Source organism: Burkholderia sp. WTPI3, from assembly GCF_021483755.1.
Lineage (GTDB): Bacteria > Pseudomonadota > Gammaproteobacteria > Burkholderiales > Burkholderiaceae > Burkholderia.
Genome location: NZ_JAGIXF010000019.1, coordinates 95,867 through 110,875, shown reverse-complemented (window position 1 = coordinate 110,875; position 15,009 = coordinate 95,867). Strand labels below are relative to the sequence as shown.

General features: G+C 65.6%; 16 protein-coding genes. 13 read left to right on the top strand and 3 right to left on the bottom strand.

What is annotated here, in order from left to right:
• Positions 1-72: 72 nt before the first annotated feature.
• On the bottom strand, positions 73-849 hold the full coding sequence (locus tag J7024_RS13395; RefSeq protein ID WP_124828585.1) for an enoyl-CoA hydratase: 777 nt from the start codon (positions 847-849) through the stop codon (positions 73-75).
• A 129-nt stretch (positions 850-978) separates the two neighbouring features.
• On the opposite strand from J7024_RS13395, the gene paaN reads away from it, so the two are divergent.
• From paaN to paaK, 5 genes are all read left to right on the top strand, one after another.
• Positions 979-2,685 carry a phenylacetic acid degradation protein PaaN gene (gene paaN / locus J7024_RS13390; protein WP_124828586.1) on the top strand — a complete coding sequence of 569 codons (1,707 nt, stop codon included), beginning with the start codon at positions 979-981 and terminating at the stop codon, positions 2,683-2,685.
• 87 nt (positions 2,686-2,772) lie between these two features.
• Positions 2,773-3,975, top strand: a complete 1,203-nt coding sequence (gene pcaF, locus J7024_RS13385) for a 3-oxoadipyl-CoA thiolase (RefSeq protein WP_124828587.1) — start codon at positions 2,773-2,775, stop codon at positions 3,973-3,975.
• A gap of 45 nt (positions 3,976-4,020) precedes the next feature.
• A complete protein-coding gene (gene paaG, locus J7024_RS13380; RefSeq protein WP_124828588.1) occupies positions 4,021-4,812 on the top strand; it encodes a 2-(1,2-epoxy-1,2-dihydrophenyl)acetyl-CoA isomerase PaaG in 792 nt (263 codons plus the stop codon).
• A gap of 1 nt (position 4,813) precedes the next feature.
• Complete coding sequence (gene paaI, locus J7024_RS13375; protein ID WP_124828589.1) at positions 4,814-5,266, top strand: hydroxyphenylacetyl-CoA thioesterase PaaI; 453 nt, start codon at positions 4,814-4,816, stop codon at positions 5,264-5,266.
• Between the two features lie 38 nt (positions 5,267-5,304).
• Positions 5,305-6,603 (top strand): phenylacetate--CoA ligase PaaK, encoded by a 1,299-nt coding sequence (paaK, locus tag J7024_RS13370; RefSeq protein ID WP_124828590.1) that lies wholly within the window; start codon positions 5,305-5,307, stop codon positions 6,601-6,603.
• Between the two features lie 135 nt (positions 6,604-6,738).
• On the opposite strand, the gene mltA is transcribed toward paaK, so the two are convergent.
• On the bottom strand, positions 6,739-7,863 hold the full coding sequence (mltA, locus tag J7024_RS13365; RefSeq protein ID WP_233409941.1) for a murein transglycosylase A: 1,125 nt from the start codon (positions 7,861-7,863) through the stop codon (positions 6,739-6,741).
• Between the two features lie 28 nt (positions 7,864-7,891).
• Here mltA and J7024_RS13360 point away from each other — a divergent pair, with 28 nt between their 5' ends.
• Complete coding sequence (locus J7024_RS13360) at positions 7,892-8,035, top strand: hypothetical protein (protein WP_014898203.1); 144 nt, start codon at positions 7,892-7,894, stop codon at positions 8,033-8,035.
• Between the two features lie 15 nt (positions 8,036-8,050).
• Here J7024_RS13360 and apaG read toward each other — a convergent pair whose 3' ends face one another.
• Entirely contained in the window at positions 8,051-8,425 is a 375-nt protein-coding gene (apaG, locus tag J7024_RS13355) for a Co2+/Mg2+ efflux protein ApaG (RefSeq protein WP_014898204.1), read from the bottom strand.
• A gap of 177 nt (positions 8,426-8,602) precedes the next feature.
• On the opposite strand from apaG, the gene rpe reads away from it, so the two are divergent.
• The 7 genes from rpe to J7024_RS13320 all read left to right on the top strand — a co-directional run bounded on the left by rpe (position 8,603) and on the right by J7024_RS13320 (position 14,999).
• A complete protein-coding gene (rpe, locus tag J7024_RS13350; RefSeq protein WP_011883156.1) occupies positions 8,603-9,289 on the top strand; it encodes a ribulose-phosphate 3-epimerase in 687 nt (228 codons plus the stop codon).
• 4 nt (positions 9,290-9,293) lie between these two features.
• A complete protein-coding gene (locus J7024_RS13345) occupies positions 9,294-10,049 on the top strand; it encodes a phosphoglycolate phosphatase (RefSeq protein ID WP_124828592.1) in 756 nt (251 codons plus the stop codon).
• Positions 10,050-10,407: 358 nt separating this feature from the next.
• Entirely contained in the window at positions 10,408-11,901 is a 1,494-nt protein-coding gene (gene trpE / locus J7024_RS13340) for an anthranilate synthase component I (protein WP_124828593.1), read from the top strand.
• A 12-nt stretch (positions 11,902-11,913) separates the two neighbouring features.
• Positions 11,914-12,513, top strand: a complete 600-nt coding sequence (locus J7024_RS13335; protein WP_124828594.1) for an aminodeoxychorismate/anthranilate synthase component II — start codon at positions 11,914-11,916, stop codon at positions 12,511-12,513.
• A gap of 13 nt (positions 12,514-12,526) precedes the next feature.
• Positions 12,527-13,558: an anthranilate phosphoribosyltransferase gene (gene trpD / locus J7024_RS13330; protein WP_124828595.1), complete on the top strand. Its 1,032-nt coding sequence runs from the start codon at positions 12,527-12,529 to the stop codon at positions 13,556-13,558.
• Positions 13,559-13,587: 29 nt separating this feature from the next.
• Positions 13,588-14,373 carry an indole-3-glycerol phosphate synthase TrpC gene (gene trpC / locus J7024_RS13325; RefSeq protein WP_124828596.1) on the top strand — a complete coding sequence of 262 codons (786 nt, stop codon included), beginning with the start codon at positions 13,588-13,590 and terminating at the stop codon, positions 14,371-14,373.
• Positions 14,373-14,999 (top strand): CYTH domain-containing protein, encoded by a 627-nt coding sequence (locus J7024_RS13320; RefSeq protein WP_124828597.1) that lies wholly within the window; start codon positions 14,373-14,375, stop codon positions 14,997-14,999. Before trpC ends, J7024_RS13320 begins: the two co-directional genes overlap by 1 nt.
• The last annotated feature ends 10 nt before the right edge of the window (positions 15,000-15,009 follow it).

The following is a 15,009-nucleotide window of genomic DNA, read 5'->3' as shown; positions in this document are numbered from 1 at the left end:
ATCTCAGCATCGCGAGATCGCGCCGGCGACTGCTGCCCGCCGCTCGCGCTGCAACGCCCCGCCGCAGCCGAATCAGCGGTTCTTGAACTCCGGCTTGCGCTTCTCGACGAATGCGGCCATCCCTTCCTTCTGATCTTCCGTCGCAAACAGCGAATGGAACAACCGCCGCTCGAAATGGACGCCTTCGGCCAACGTCGTTTCGTACGCGCGGTTCACCGACTCCTTGACCATCATGACTGCCGGCAGCGAAAACTCGGCGATCGTCGTCGCAGCAGCAATCGCCTCGTCGAGCAGCCTGTCGGCCGGCAGCACACGCGACACGAGCCCCGCGCGCTCCGCCTCGGCTGCATCCATGAAGCGCGCGGTCAGACACATGTCCATCGCCTTCGCCTTCGACACCGCGCGCGGCAGACGCTGCGTACCACCGGCACCCGGCATCACGCCCAGCTTGATCTCTGGTTGGCCGAACTTGGCGGTATCCGCCGCGAAGATGATGTCGCACATCATCGCAAGCTCGCAGCCGCCGCCGAGCGCGAAACCCGACACGGCAGCAATGATCGGCTTGCGGATCTCGCGGATGGCCTCCCAGTTGCGGGTGATGTAGTCGCCGCGGTAGACGTCCATATAGGAATAGGTCGCCATCATGCCGATGTCGGCACCGGCTGCGAATGCCTTCTCGCTCCCCGTCACGACGATCGCACCGATGCCGTCGTCCGCATCGAACGCCCGCAGTGCGGCGCCCAACTCATCCATTAGCGCATCGTTCAGCGCATTCAGCGCCTTCGGACGATTCAGCGTGACCAGCCCGACTCGCCCCCGGGTCTCCACCAGGATGTTCTCGTAAGACATCTATTTCTCCTCGATCAATGAAATGAGAAACGCCTCGCACATGCGAATAGTTTGATGCTACCATTCTCCGACCAACCGGTCGGTTAATTAATCGATCCAATTCCTCTCAACGTCCATCAGGCCGCCGTCATGACCCATGCACTGTTCACGAAGCACGAAGACACGCTGAAACACGCCCTCGCCGCCATCGAGAGCCGCGGGTACTGGAGCCCGTTCGCCGAAATGCCGAGTCCCAAAGTGTACGGGGAAAGCGCCAACGCCGATGGTGAGGCCGCATTCAAGGCGCATCTCGACAACACGTTCGCACTCGACCAGCCGGCGTCCGGCGAGACGGTCGGCGCGGAGCAATCGCCGTACGGGATCAAGCTGGGCATCCGCTATCCGAAATCGACGCCCGACGAGCTCATTGCCGCGGCAACCGCCGCTCAACGCGTGTGGCGCGAAGCCGGCCCCACGGCCTGGATCGGTGTCAGCCTCGAAATCCTCGCCCGCCTGAATCGCGCGAGCTTCGAAATTGCCTATAGCGTGATGCACACCACCGGCCAGGCATTCATGATGGCGTTCCAAGCCGGCGGCCCGCACGCGCAGGATCGTGCGCTCGAAGCAGTGGCCTACGCATGGGACGAGCTGCGCCGTATCCCGGCCGACGCGCATTGGGAAAAGCCGCAAGGAAAGAACCCGCCGCTCGCGATGCACAAGCGCTACACGATCGTGCCGCGCGGCACCGGTCTCGTGCTCGGCTGCTGCACGTTCCCGACGTGGAACGGCTACCCCGGCCTGTTCGCGGACCTGGCGACCGGCAACACGGTGATCGTCAAACCGCATCCGGGCGCGATCCTGCCGCTCGCGATCACGGTCCGCATCGCGCGCGACGTACTGCGCGAAGCCGGCTTCGATCCGAACGTCGTCACGCTCCTCGCGACCGAGCCGAACGACGGCGCACTCGTGCAGGATCTCGCACTGCGCCCGGAAATCAAGCTGATCGACTTCACGGGCAGTACGCAAAACGGCACGTGGCTCGAACGCAACGCTCATCAGGCGCTGGTGTATACGGAAAAGGCAGGCGTCAACCAGATCGTGATCGACTCGACCGACGACCTGAAGGCCGCGGCCAAGAACATCGCGTTCTCACTTGCGCTGTACTCCGGTCAGATGTGCACTGCGCCGCAGAACATCTACGTGCCGCGCGACGGCATCCGCACTGCGGACGGCCACGCGAGCTTCGACGAAGTCGCCCAGGCAATCGCCCTCTCCGTACAAAAGCTCACCGGCGACCCGGCACGCTCGGTCGAACTGATCGGCGCGATCCAGAACGACGGCGTGACTGCGCGCATCGACGACGCCCGCAAGCTCGGCCGTGTGCTCGCCGACAGCCAGGCGCTTCAGCACCCCTCGTTCCCTGACGCCCGCGTGCGCACACCGCTCGTGCTGCAGCTCGACGTGGCCGACCGCGAAAAATTCACGCAGGAGTGGTTCGGCCCGATCTCGTTCGTGATCGCGACCGACTCGACCGCACAGTCGCTCGATCTCGCCGGCGAGATCGCCGCCGAGCACGGCGCACTGACGCTCTCCGTCTACAGCACCGACGACAGGATTCTCGACGCCGCGCACGATGCAGCAGTACGCGGCGGCGTTGCGCTGTCGATCAACCTGACGGGCGGTGTGTTCGTGAACCAGTCGGCCGCGTTCTCCGACTTCCACGGCACCGGCGCGAACCCGGCCGCCAACGCGGCGCTGGCCGATCCGGCATTCGTCGCCAACCGGTTCCGTGTGGTTCAAAGCCGCGTCCATGTTGCGCCGAAGGCAGCGCCTGCGGAAGCCGGCCAAACGGCATAACCCGAATGGCCGACGTGCAAACGCCGCCACGTTCTCTACCATGAACGAATCCGCCAACCGGCGAGTTCGTTGCCCATCGATACGCCCATGACTGACGCCTACATCTGCGACGCGATTCGCACCCCCATCGGCCGCTACGGCGGCGCCCTGAAAGACGTTCGAGCCGACGATCTCGGCGCGGTGCCGCTCAAGGCGCTGATCGAACGCAACAGCAACGTCGACTGGTCGGCGATCGACGACGTGATCTATGGCTGCGCGAACCAGGCCGGCGAGGACAACCGCAACGTCGCGCGCATGTCCGCACTGCTCGCGGGTCTGCCGACTGCCGTGCCCGGCACGACGCTGAACCGCCTGTGCGGCTCGGGCATGGACGCGGTCGGCACGGCCGCGCGCGCAATCAAGGCAGGCGAGGCACGCCTGATGATCGCGGGCGGCGTCGAAAGCATGACGCGTGCGCCGTTCGTGATGGGCAAGGCCGCGAGCGCGTTCGCGCGCCAGGCCGCCATTTTCGACACGACGATCGGTTGGCGCTTCGTCAATCCACTGATGAAACAGCAATACGGCGTCGATTCGATGCCCGAAACGGCCGAAAACGTCGCGCTCGACTACAACATCAGCCGCGCCGACCAGGATCTGTTCGCGCTGCGCAGTCAGCAGAAGGCCGCCCGCGCCCAGCAGGACGGCACGCTCGCCGCGGAAATCGTGCCGGTCACGATTGCGCAGAAGAAAGGTGACGCGCTCGTCGTGTCCCTCGACGAGCATCCGCGCGAAACGTCGCTCGAAGCGCTCGCGAAACTGAAAGGCGTCGTGCGCCCGGACGGCTCGGTGACGGCCGGCAATGCGTCGGGCGTCAACGACGGCGCGTGCGCGCTGCTCCTCGCCAACGCGGAAGCCGCCGAACAGTACGGGCTGCGCCGCCGCGCACGCGTCGCCGGCATGGCGACCGCCGGTGTCGAACCGCGCGTGATGGGCATCGGCCCCGCGCCGGCCACGCAGAAACTGCTACGCCAGCTCGGTATGACGATCGACCAGTTCGACGTGATCGAGCTGAACGAAGCATTCGCGTCGCAAGGTCTCGCGGTGCTGCGCATGCTCGGCATCGACGACGACGATCCGCGCGTGAACCCGAACGGCGGTGCGATCGCGCTGGGCCATCCGCTCGGCGCATCGGGCGCCCGGCTCGTAACTACGGCGCTTCACCAGCTCGAGCGTACGGGCGGCCGCTTTGCGCTCTGTACGATGTGTATCGGCGTCGGCCAGGGCATCGCGATCGCGATCGAACGCGTGTAACCGTCGCGCCGCGCGCCTATAACGAAGTCATGAAGGAGACACTGCATGTCATATCAGGCGATCCAGTTGGATATCGATCAGGCTGCCCGCGTGGCCACGATCACGCTCAACCGTCCGGACAAGCTGAACAGCTTCACGCGGGCGATGCACCGCGAACTGCAGTCGGCACTCGATGAAGTCGAAGCAGCCGGCGCGCATGCGCTGATCCTGACGGGTGCAGGGCGCGGCTTCTGCGCGGGCCAGGATCTGGCCGACCTCGACTTCACGCCGGGAGCCGCCACCGACCTCGGTACGCTGATCGAAGAGCACTTCAATCCGCTGATCCGCCGCCTGCAGCGCATGCCGATTCCGGTAATCGCCGCGGTCAACGGCACGGCGGCCGGCGCCGGCGCGAATCTCGCGCTCGCATGCGATCTAGTGTTCGCCGCGCGCTCGAGCAGCTTCATCCAGGCCTTCGTCAAGATCGGGCTCGTGCCCGATTCGGGCGGCACATGGTTTCTGCCGCAACGCGTCGGCATGGCGCGCGCACTCGGGCTTGCTCTCACCGGCGACAAGCTCGGCGCCGAACAGGCCGAGAAATGGGGCTTGATCTGGCGCGCGGTCGACGACGACGCGCTCGCCGCGTCGGCCCGTCAGGTCGCGACCCAGCTCGCGCAGCAGCCGACGCTCGCGATTGCATCGATCAAGCAGTCGATGCGCGACAGCGTCACGAACACGCTCGACCAGCAGCTCGACCTGGAACGCGACCTGCAACGCAAGCTCGGCCAGTCGCACGACTACGCGGAAGGCGTCCAGGCATTCATCGAGAAGCGTGCACCGCGCTTCGAGGGGCGTTGACATGACAAACGCCACCAACACGCTCGACCCCGATTCGCTCGCCCTCGCCACGGCGCAGGCCATGTACGACGCGGACGCCTGCAGCCGCGCTTTCGGGATGGAAATCGCCGAGGTGCGTGCCGGGTACGCCCGCCTGCAGATGCGCGTGCGGCCGGAGTTCCTGAACGGGCATCAGACCTGCCACGGCGGAATCATCTTCACGCTCGCCGATTCGACCTTCGCGTTCGCATGCAATTCGTACAACCTGAATACCGTTGCGGCCGGCTGCTCGATCGAATACCTGCGCCCCGTACACGGCAACGACTTGCTGACGGCCGAGGCGATCGAGCAGACGCGCAGCGGCCGGCACGGGATCTACGACATCCGCGTCACGAACCAGGCCGGCGAAACCGTCGCGATGTTTCGCGGCAAATCGGCCCAGATCAAGGGCACGGTTCTTCCGGAAGATCGCTGACGTCCACGGCTCGCTCACAACAAACACTGGAGACACGCATGACAACCCCGCTACCGCTCGAGCCGATCGAGACCGCCTCACGCGACGAGCTGACCGCGCTGCAGCTCGAACGCCTGAAGTGGTCGCTCCGGCATGCGTATGAACATTCCCCCGTCTATCGCCGCAAATTCGACGAAGCGGGCGTGCACCCCGACGACCTGAAGACACTCTCCGACCTGTCACGCTTCCCGTTCACGACCAAGAGCGACCTGCGCGACAGCTATCCATTCGGAATGTTCGCGGTGCCGCAGGACCAGATCTCGCGCATTCATGCGTCGTCGGGCACGACCGGCAAGCCGACCGTCGTCGGCTATACGGCGCGCGACATCGACACGTGGGCGAATCTCGTCGCGCGCTCGATCCGCGCGGCCGGCGCGCGCCGCGGCGACAAGGTCCACGTCAGCTACGGCTACGGGCTGTTCACCGGCGGGCTCGGCGCACACTACGGCGCCGAACGCGCGGGGTTGACGGTGATTCCGTTCGGAGGCGGCCAGACCGAGAAGCAGGTGCAACTGATCCAGGATTTCCGTCCCGACATCATCATGGTGACGCCGAGCTACATGCTGTCGATCGCCGACGAGATCGAGCGGCAGGGCCTCGATCCCGCGCAAAGCTCTCTGCGCATCGGTATTTTCGGCGCGGAGCCGTGGACGAACGACATGCGCGTCGCGATCGAGCAGCGGATGGGAATCGACGCGGTCGACATCTACGGGCTGTCCGAAGTGATGGGCCCCGGCGTCGCTTCGGAATGCGTCGAGACCAAGGATGGCCCGACCATCTGGGAAGACTACTTCTACCCGGAAATCATCGACCCCGAAACCGGCGAAGTGCTTCCGGACGGCGAACTCGGTGAACTGGTCTTCACGTCGCTGACGAAGGAAGCACTGCCGATCATCCGCTACCGCACCCGCGACCTGACGCGGCTGCTGCCCGGCACCGCGCGCACGATGCGCCGGATGGAAAAGATCACCGGCCGCTCGGACGACATGATGATCGTGCGGGGGGTCAACGTCTTCCCGACGCAGATCGAGGAGCAACTGCTGAAGCAGCGCGCACTCGCCCCGCACTATCAGATCGTACTGACGAAGGAAGGCCCGCTCGACGTGCTGACGCTCAACGTCGAACCGTGCCCCGAAACGGCCCCGGACACGGCGGCGATCGACGCGGCCAGGCAGGCGCTCGCGTACGACGTCAAGTCGCTGATCGGCGTGACGGCCGTGATCAACGTGCTGCCCGTCAACGGGATCGAGCGCTCGGTCGGCAAGGCGCGTCGCGTCGTCGACAAGCGCAAGGGCTGACGCACGCCGCGGCACGCCGATCGCACGGCGCAATATTCCGCACCCCAAGAAAAAACAGCCCGATCGGGCAGGCCGATCGGGCTGTTTCGTTTTGACGTGCCTACCATACGTCGTATCGGCCGGCACCACCGCGCATCACGAGTTCGGGAACAGCAGCCACATCCGGCCGATCTGCTTCATCCGCCCGGCCAGATCGCCAGCGTCGTCGCCGAGCCCCCAGAAATAGTCGGCCCGCACGCCGCCCTTGATCGCAGATCCCGTGTCCTGCGCGAACACGAGCCGGTTCATCGGCGTATTCGTGAGCGGACGCGTGGTCTGCAGGAACACGGGCGTACCGAGCGGAATCGACGACGGATCGACCGCGATCGAGCGCTCGGGCGTGAGCGGCACGCCGAGCGCGCCGATCGGACCGTCCGCGCCGCCGTGCGGCGCATCCTCCTTGGTCGGCATGTCGCGGAAGAACACGAATCGCGGATTGGTGTCGAGCAACGCGTCGACGCGGGTCGGGTTCGCCTTCGCCCAGGCCTTGATGCCCTGCATCGTCGCCTGCGCAGGCGTCAGCTCGCCGCGATCGAGCAGCCACCTGCCGATCGAACGGTATGGCTGGTTGTTGGTGCCGCCAAAACCGACCCGCATCACCGAGCCGTCGTCGAGCAGCACGCGCCCAGAGCCCTGCACCTGCAGGAAGAACGCTTCGATCGGATCGTCGACCCACACGAGTTCGTTGCCGTTCAGGATGCCGGCGCGCTCGAGCTGTGCGCGAGGCGGCAGCGCGGCGCCGGCACGATAGCCGGCAGGCCAGCGGTAGAGCGCGTACTGATACGGACCGCGACGCACGCGGGAACCGTGCAGCAACGGTTCGTAATAACCGGTCACGAGCCCGTCGAGCGTGCCGTCGGTATTCGCCAGTTGAAACGGCGTGAAATACGTTTCGAAGAAAGCGCGCGCGCTGCTGACGTCGAGCTCGTCGAGGCGGTCGACGGCCGCGCAAGCGCGCTGCCACGCCGGCTGGCGCGCGAGCCGCACGCAGTTCTGCCGCAACGCGGCCGTAGCGCCGATCAGCGAATCGTCCTGCCAGCCCGGCACCTGCTGCCAGGCAACCGGCGTGAGCCGCTTCGCGGCGATCTGCCCCGGCACGATCGCCGCGCCAGTCGGCGGCTTCAGCGCGGACGTCCGTGTCGGCGCGACGCCACATGCGGCAAGCAGTACCGCCGCTGCGGCTGCCGCCATCCAGCCGGCCACCCGGGGCCCAAACCACATACAATGTCCGTTCTTGATGGAAACCGCCATGTCAGATTTTCTCGACCAATATCCGATGCTCATCTTCGCGCTCGAAGCTTTCGTAGCGCTTGCTCTGCTGATCTTCATCGTCGTGTGGACGTCGTCGGGCAGGAAGAAGCACGCCCGCAACAACGACCGCCAGCCGCGCTGACCCGCGCCCGCACGCTCAATGCAGCGTGCGCGGCATGTGCAGCGCGAACTCGTCGACCGGCGCGTCGAACCGCTCGCCATCCTCCGCCACGCAGAAGTACGCGCCACGCATCGTGCCGACCGGCGTCGCGATCACGGCCCAGCTCGTGTATTCGAACTGTTCCCCCGGCTGCAGCAGCGGCTGATGCCCGACGACGCCGAGCCCTTTCACTTCCTGCACGTGGTTGTCGCTGTCCGTGATGATCCAGTGACGCGCGATCAGTTGCGCCGCGACCTGTCCCGTGTTGCGGATCGTCAGCGTGTACGCGAATGCGTATTGACGTCGATCGGGGTCGGATTGTTCCGGCAAGTAGCTGGTTTTCACCGAAACGGTGAATTGATACTGACTCATGGTGTTTCCGCTGTAGGTAACCGCCCGCGCCGACTCGAGCGGCGGGGCCGCGGGCGCGCCGCACTGGTTCGGCATTCTATGCGGAATCGGGCCGCAACCGCACGGCCTGTCGCCGCGCACCGGGTCGCCGGACGGTAGAATGGCGGTTTTGCGCCGCAGCGTCCCCGCTCCCCTGTCATGACTCAATTCCGCATCGCTCCCAGCATCCTGTCGGCCGACTTTGCACGGCTCGGCGAAGAAGTCCGCAACGTGGTCGCCGCCGGCGCCGACTGGATTCATTTCGACGTGATGGACAACCATTATGTGCCGAACCTCACGATCGGCCCGCTCGTCTGCGAGGCGATCCGCCCGCACGTGCAGGTGCCGATCGACGTGCACCTGATGGTGCGCCCGGTCGACCGGATCGTGCCCGATTTCGCGAAGGCCGGCGCCAACCTGATCAGCTTCCACCCGGAAGGCTCCGATCACATCGACCGTACGCTGTCGCTGATTCGCGATCACGGTTGCAAGGCCGGGCTCGTGTTCAATCCGGCCACGCCGCTGAACTACCTCGACCACGTGATGGACCGCCTCGACTTCGTGCTGCTGATGTCGGTGAACCCGGGCTTCGGCGGCCAGTCGTTCATTCCGGAAACGCTGAACAAGCTGCGCGAAGCGCGCGCCCGCATCGACGCGTACACCGAGCGTACCGGCCGCGAGATCCTGCTCGAAGTGGACGGTGGCGTGAAGACCGACAACATCGCGGAAATCGCAGCGGCCGGCGCGGACACGTTCGTCGCAGGTTCGGCGATCTTCGGCAAGCCCGATTACCGCAAGGTAATCGACGAGATGCGCGCCGCGCTCGCGACCGTCGAGCGGAGCTGACGCCGTGGCCGATTCCTCGCTGGCCGGTCACGCACCGGTCGAAGCCGACGGCCCGATCCGTTTCGCGGCGCCGCGCATCGACGCGGCGCTGATCGACCTCGACGGCACGATGGTCGACACGGTCGACGATTTCACGGCAGGGCTGAACGGGATGCTCGCGCAGCTCGGCGCACCGGCCACGTCGCGCGACGAGGTGATCGGCTACATCGGCAAGGGCTCCGAGCACCTGATCCAGAGCGTGCTGAAGCCGCGCTTCACGCCCGACGAAGCGCACGCGCGCTTCGACGACGCGTTCGCGATCTACCAGACCGAATACGCGAAGATCAACGGCCGCCACACGCGCCTCTACCCCGAGGTTGCCGCCGGCCTCGACGCATTGCGCGCGGCAGGCATCCGGCTCGCGTGCGTGACGAACAAGCCGCACCGGTTCGCAGTCGAGCTCCTCGAGCAATACGGACTGATCGATCGCTTCGGGATCGTGCTCGGCGGAGACAGCGTCGCGCGCAAGAAGCCCGATCCGCTGCCGATGCTCACGGCGTGCGATGCACTCGGCGTCGCGCCCGACGCAGCGGTCGCTATCGGCGACTCGGAAAACGATGCGCTGGCGGGCCGAGCGGCCGGCATGGCGACACTGACGGTGCCGTACGGCTACAACCACGGCAAAGCTATACAAACGATAAATTCGGATGGTATAGTCGATTCGTTGCTGGTCGCAGCTCGCGCGATCACCGCGCACAACGCCGGCCGGCCAACCATCTGATTATTTCTTCCATCCGCATGTTTCTGAATAAAAAACGGAGTCTGAGCAGCATCGACCGGGGAGCCTGGCCCTGGCGTCGCTGGTCGCGCTAACCTCTTCGATGAGGTACGCTGAAGCACGTCTTCAGCACCGTTTTTTATCTCGCTGCGCATCCGCGCTTCGACCGTCGCACTACCTCGAGTTCTACCGCGCCCGAACGCTTGCGTTCAGGATCGGCCGCAGGCTCGCGACGTTCACGCCCGGAGTGCCGGCCGGCAACAGGCACTTCTCGATCGACCGCCCTTTCGCCGACGGCAGCCCGCGCAGCGTCAAGTGATCCCTGGCGCACTCCGCCGCTCGTCCCGAACAGGACCGGAACATGACCGAACTCGAATTCCAATCGCTTGCGAACGAAGGCTACAACCGCATCCCGCTGATCGCGGAAGCGCTCGCCGACCTCGAAACGCCACTGTCCCTCTACCTGAAGCTGGCCCAGCCCGAACGCGCGGGCGCCAACTCGTTCCTGCTCGAATCGGTGGTCGGCGGCGAACGCTTCGGCCGCTATTCGTTCATCGGCCTGCCCGCACGCACGCTCCTGCGCACCCGCAACGGCGTGTCGGAAGTGGTGCGCGACGGTCAGGTCGTGGAAACCCACGACGGCGATCCGTTCGAATTCATCGAGTCGTTCCAGGCGCGCTTCAAGGTAGCGCAGCGTCCTGGCCTGCCGCGTTTTTGCGGCGGCCTCGCCGGCTATTTCGGCTACGACGCGGTGCGCTACATCGAAAAGAAGCTCGCGAACACCGCGCCGCGCGACGATCTCGGCCTGCCCGACATCCAGCTGCTGCTGACCGAGGAAGTCGCGGTGATCGACAACCTCGCCGGCAAGCTCTATCTGATCATCTACGCAGACCCGGCCCAGCCTGAAGCCTATACGAAAGCGAAGCAGCGCCTGCGCGAGCTCAAGCAGCGCCTGCGCACGACCGTGCAGCCGCCCGTGACGTCGGCAAGCGTGCGCACCGAGACGTTCCGGGAGTTCAAGAAGGAAGACTATCTGGCCGCCGTGCGTCAGGCGAAGGAATACGTCGCGGCCGGCGAGCTGATGCAGATCCAGGTCGGCCAGCGACTGACGAAACCGTACCGCGACAATCCGCTGTCGCTGTATCGCGCGCTGCGTTCGCTGAACCCGTCGCCGTACATGTACTACTACAACTTCGGCGACTTCCACGTGGTTGGCGCGTCGCCGGAAATCCTGGTACGCCAGGAAAAGCGCGGCGACGACCAGATCGTCACGATCCGCCCGCTCGCCGGCACGCGTCCGCGCGGCAACACGCCCGAGCGCGATGCGGAACTCGCGACCGAGTTGCTCAACGATCCGAAGGAAATCGCCGAGCACGTGATGCTGATCGACCTCGCGCGCAACGATGTCGGCCGCATCGCCGAAATCGGCTCGGTGCAGGTAACCGACAAGATGGTGATCGAGAAGTACTCGCACGTGCAGCACATCGTCAGCTCGGTGGAAGGCAAGCTGAAGCCCGGCATGACAAACTACGACGTGCTGCGCGCAACGTTCCCGGCCGGCACGCTGTCCGGCGCGCCGAAGGTGCGCGCGATGGAGCTGATCGACGAGCTCGAGCCGATCAAGCGCGGGCTGTACGGCGGTGCCGTCGGCTACCTGTCGTTCTCCGGCGAAATGGATCTCGCGATCGCGATCCGCACGGGCCTGATCCACAACGGCAACCTGTACGTGCAAGCGGCAGCCGGCGTCGTCGCCGACTCGGTGCCCGAATCCGAATGGCAAGAGACCGAGAACAAGGCGCGCGCGGTGCTGCGTGCGGCCGAACAGGTCCAGGACGGCCTCGATAGCGACTTCTGACGGAGACTGACCATGCTGCTCATGATCGACAACTACGACTCGTTCACCTACAACCTGGTCCAGTACTTCGGCGAACTGGGCGAGGACGTGCATACGTACCGCAACGACGAAATCACGCTCGACGACATCGCGCGCCTGAATCCCGACACCATCTGCCTGTCGCCGGGCCCGAGCAACCCGCAGCATGCGGGCATCACGCTCGATGTGCTGCGCGAATTCGCGGGCAAGAAGCCGATCCTCGGCGTCTGCCTCGGCCATCAGGCGATCGGCGAAGCATTCGGCGGCCGCGTCGTGCGCGCGAAGACCATCATGCACGGCAAGGTAAGCCGGATCGAAACGGATTGCCGTGGCGTGTTCGCGGATTTGCCGAAGCATTTCGACGTCACGCGCTATCACTCGCTCGCGATCGAACGCGAATCGCTGCCCGACTGCCTCGAGGTATCCGCATGGACCGAAGACGGCGAAATCATGGGCGTGCGTCACAAGGCGCTGCCTATCGAAGGCGTGCAGTTCCACCCGGAATCGATTCTCTCCGAGCACGGCCATGCGCTGCTCGAGAATTTCCTGAAGCAGCATCGCGCAGCGTCCCGTGCGGCCGCGCCGGCCGCCTGACGGGAGACGCACGATGACGATTACCCCGCAGGAAGCGCTGCAACGCACGATCGAACACCGCGAAATCTTCCACGACGAGATGCTGCACCTGATGCGGCTCATCATGCGCGGCGACATGTCACCCGTGATGGCGGCCGCGATCATCACCGGATTGCGCGTGAAGAAGGAGACGATCGGCGAGATCGCCGCCGCCGCGACCGTGATGCGCGAATTCGCGCATCACGTCGAAGTGCAGGACAACTCGAACTTCGTCGACATCGTCGGCACGGGCGGCGACGGCGCGCACACGTTCAACATCTCGACCGCGTCGATGTTCATCACTGCAGCGGCCGGCGCGAAGGTCGCGAAGCACGGCAACCGCGGCGTATCGAGCAAGTCCGGCAGCGCCGACGTGCTCGAGGCGCTCGGCGTGAACATCGACCTGCAGCCCGACCAGGTGGCCGCGTCGATCGCCGAAACCGGCATGGGCTTCATGTTCGCGCCCAACCATCATCCGGCGATGAAGAACATCGCGGCCGTGCGCCGCGAACTCGGCGTGCGGACGATCTTCAACATCCTCGGCCCACTGACCAACCCGGCCGGCGCGCCGAACCAGCTGATGGGCGTGTTCCACCCCGACCTCGTCGGCATTCAGGTCCGCGTGATGCAGCGTCTGGGCGCGCAGCACGTGCTCGTCGTGTACGGCAAGGACGGAATGGACGAAGTGTCGCTCGGCGCCGCGACGCTCGTCGGCGAATTGCGCGACGGCAAGGTGCACGAATACGAAATCCATCCGGAGGACTTCGGCCTGCAGATGGTGTCGAACCGCACGCTGAAGGTCGAAAATGCCGAGGAATCGCGCACGATGCTGCTCGGCGCGCTGGACAACCAGCCGGGCGTCGCACGCGAGATCGTCACGCTGAACGCGGGCACCGCGCTCTATGCGGCCAATATCGCGGAATCGATCGCAGACGGCATCCAGCTCGCCCGCGAAGCAATCGCGAGCGGCAAGGCTCGCGCGAAGGTCGACGAACTCGTGCGCTTCACGCAGCAGTTCAAGCGTTGACTCCCCTTACGAATCAGGCAGGAACCCACATGAGCGACATTCTCGACCGAATCATTGCCGTCAAGCGCGAAGAAGTCGCGGCGGCCATGCGCAGCACGCCGCTCGAGGCACTGAAACTGGAAGCATCCGCGCGCGATCTGCGCGATTTCGTCGGCGCACTGCGCGCGAAGAACGCGGCCGGCAACGCGGCAGTGATCGCGGAAGTCAAGAAGGCGAGCCCGTCGAAAGGCGTGCTGCGCGAGCATTTCGTGCCGGCCGACATCGCACGCTCGTATGCGACGCACGGCGCCGCGTGCCTGTCGGTGCTGACCGACGAACAGTTCTTCCAGGGCAGCGTCCGCTATCTGCAGGAAGCACGTGCGGCCTGTATGCTGCCGGTGCTGCGCAAGGACTTCATCGTCGATGCGTACCAGATCCTCGAAGCGCGCGCGATGGGCGCCGACGCGATCCTGCTGATCGCGGCCGCGCTCGACACGCCGCTGATGCAGGAACTCGAAGCGTATGCCCACTCGCTCGGCCTCGCGGTGCTCGTGGAAGTACACGATCGCAACGAGATGGAACAGGCGCTGACGCTGAAGACGCCGCTGCTCGGCATCAACAACCGCAACCTGCGTACGTTCGAGACGACGATCCAGACCACGCTCGACATGCTCGACATGATTCCGGCAGACCGGATGGTCGTGACCGAGTCGGGCATCCTGTCGCGGACCGACGTCGACACGATGCGCGCGGCGAACGTCAACGCGTTCCTCGTCGGCGAAGCGTTCATGCGTGCCGAGCAACCGGGCGAAGAGCTCGCGCGGATGTTTTTCTGATGGCGATCGAAAAGGAAATCAAGCTCGCGCTGCCGGCCGGCCAGGCCGACGCGGCGCGACGCTTTTTCGAGACGCTGACCGGCGAACCGGGCGACGTCATCGCACTCGCGAACGTCTACTACGACACGCCCGATCTCGCGCTCGCCCGTTCGAAGAGCGCGGTGCGCGTGCGCCGCACGCCGCACGGCTGGCTGCAGACGTTCAAGACGGTCGGCAGCGCGCAAGCCGGCCTGCATCGCCGCCATGAATGGGAACTGCCGGTCGCCGGCGACGCGCTCGAAATCGACGCGCTCGTCGCCGCATGTGACGTGCCGGAGGCCGCCATCGCGCTGCGCGACGCGGCAACCGCGCTGCACGCGCTGTTCCGGACGGATTTTTCGCGTACGCTGTGGCGTATCGCAATCGCCGGCGCAACCGTCGAAGCCGCGGTGGACGTCGGCGAGATCGTCGTCCAGACAGACAACGACACGCGCCGCGAACCGATCAGTGAAATCGAACTCGAACTGATCGACGGCCCGGAAGCGGCGCTCGCGACGCTCGCCGCCGAACTGCAGCAAGCGCTGCCGGGCCTCACCCCCGAAAACATCAGCAAGGCGCAGCGCGGCTACCGGCTGCGCGCGCAATAAACACGCATCA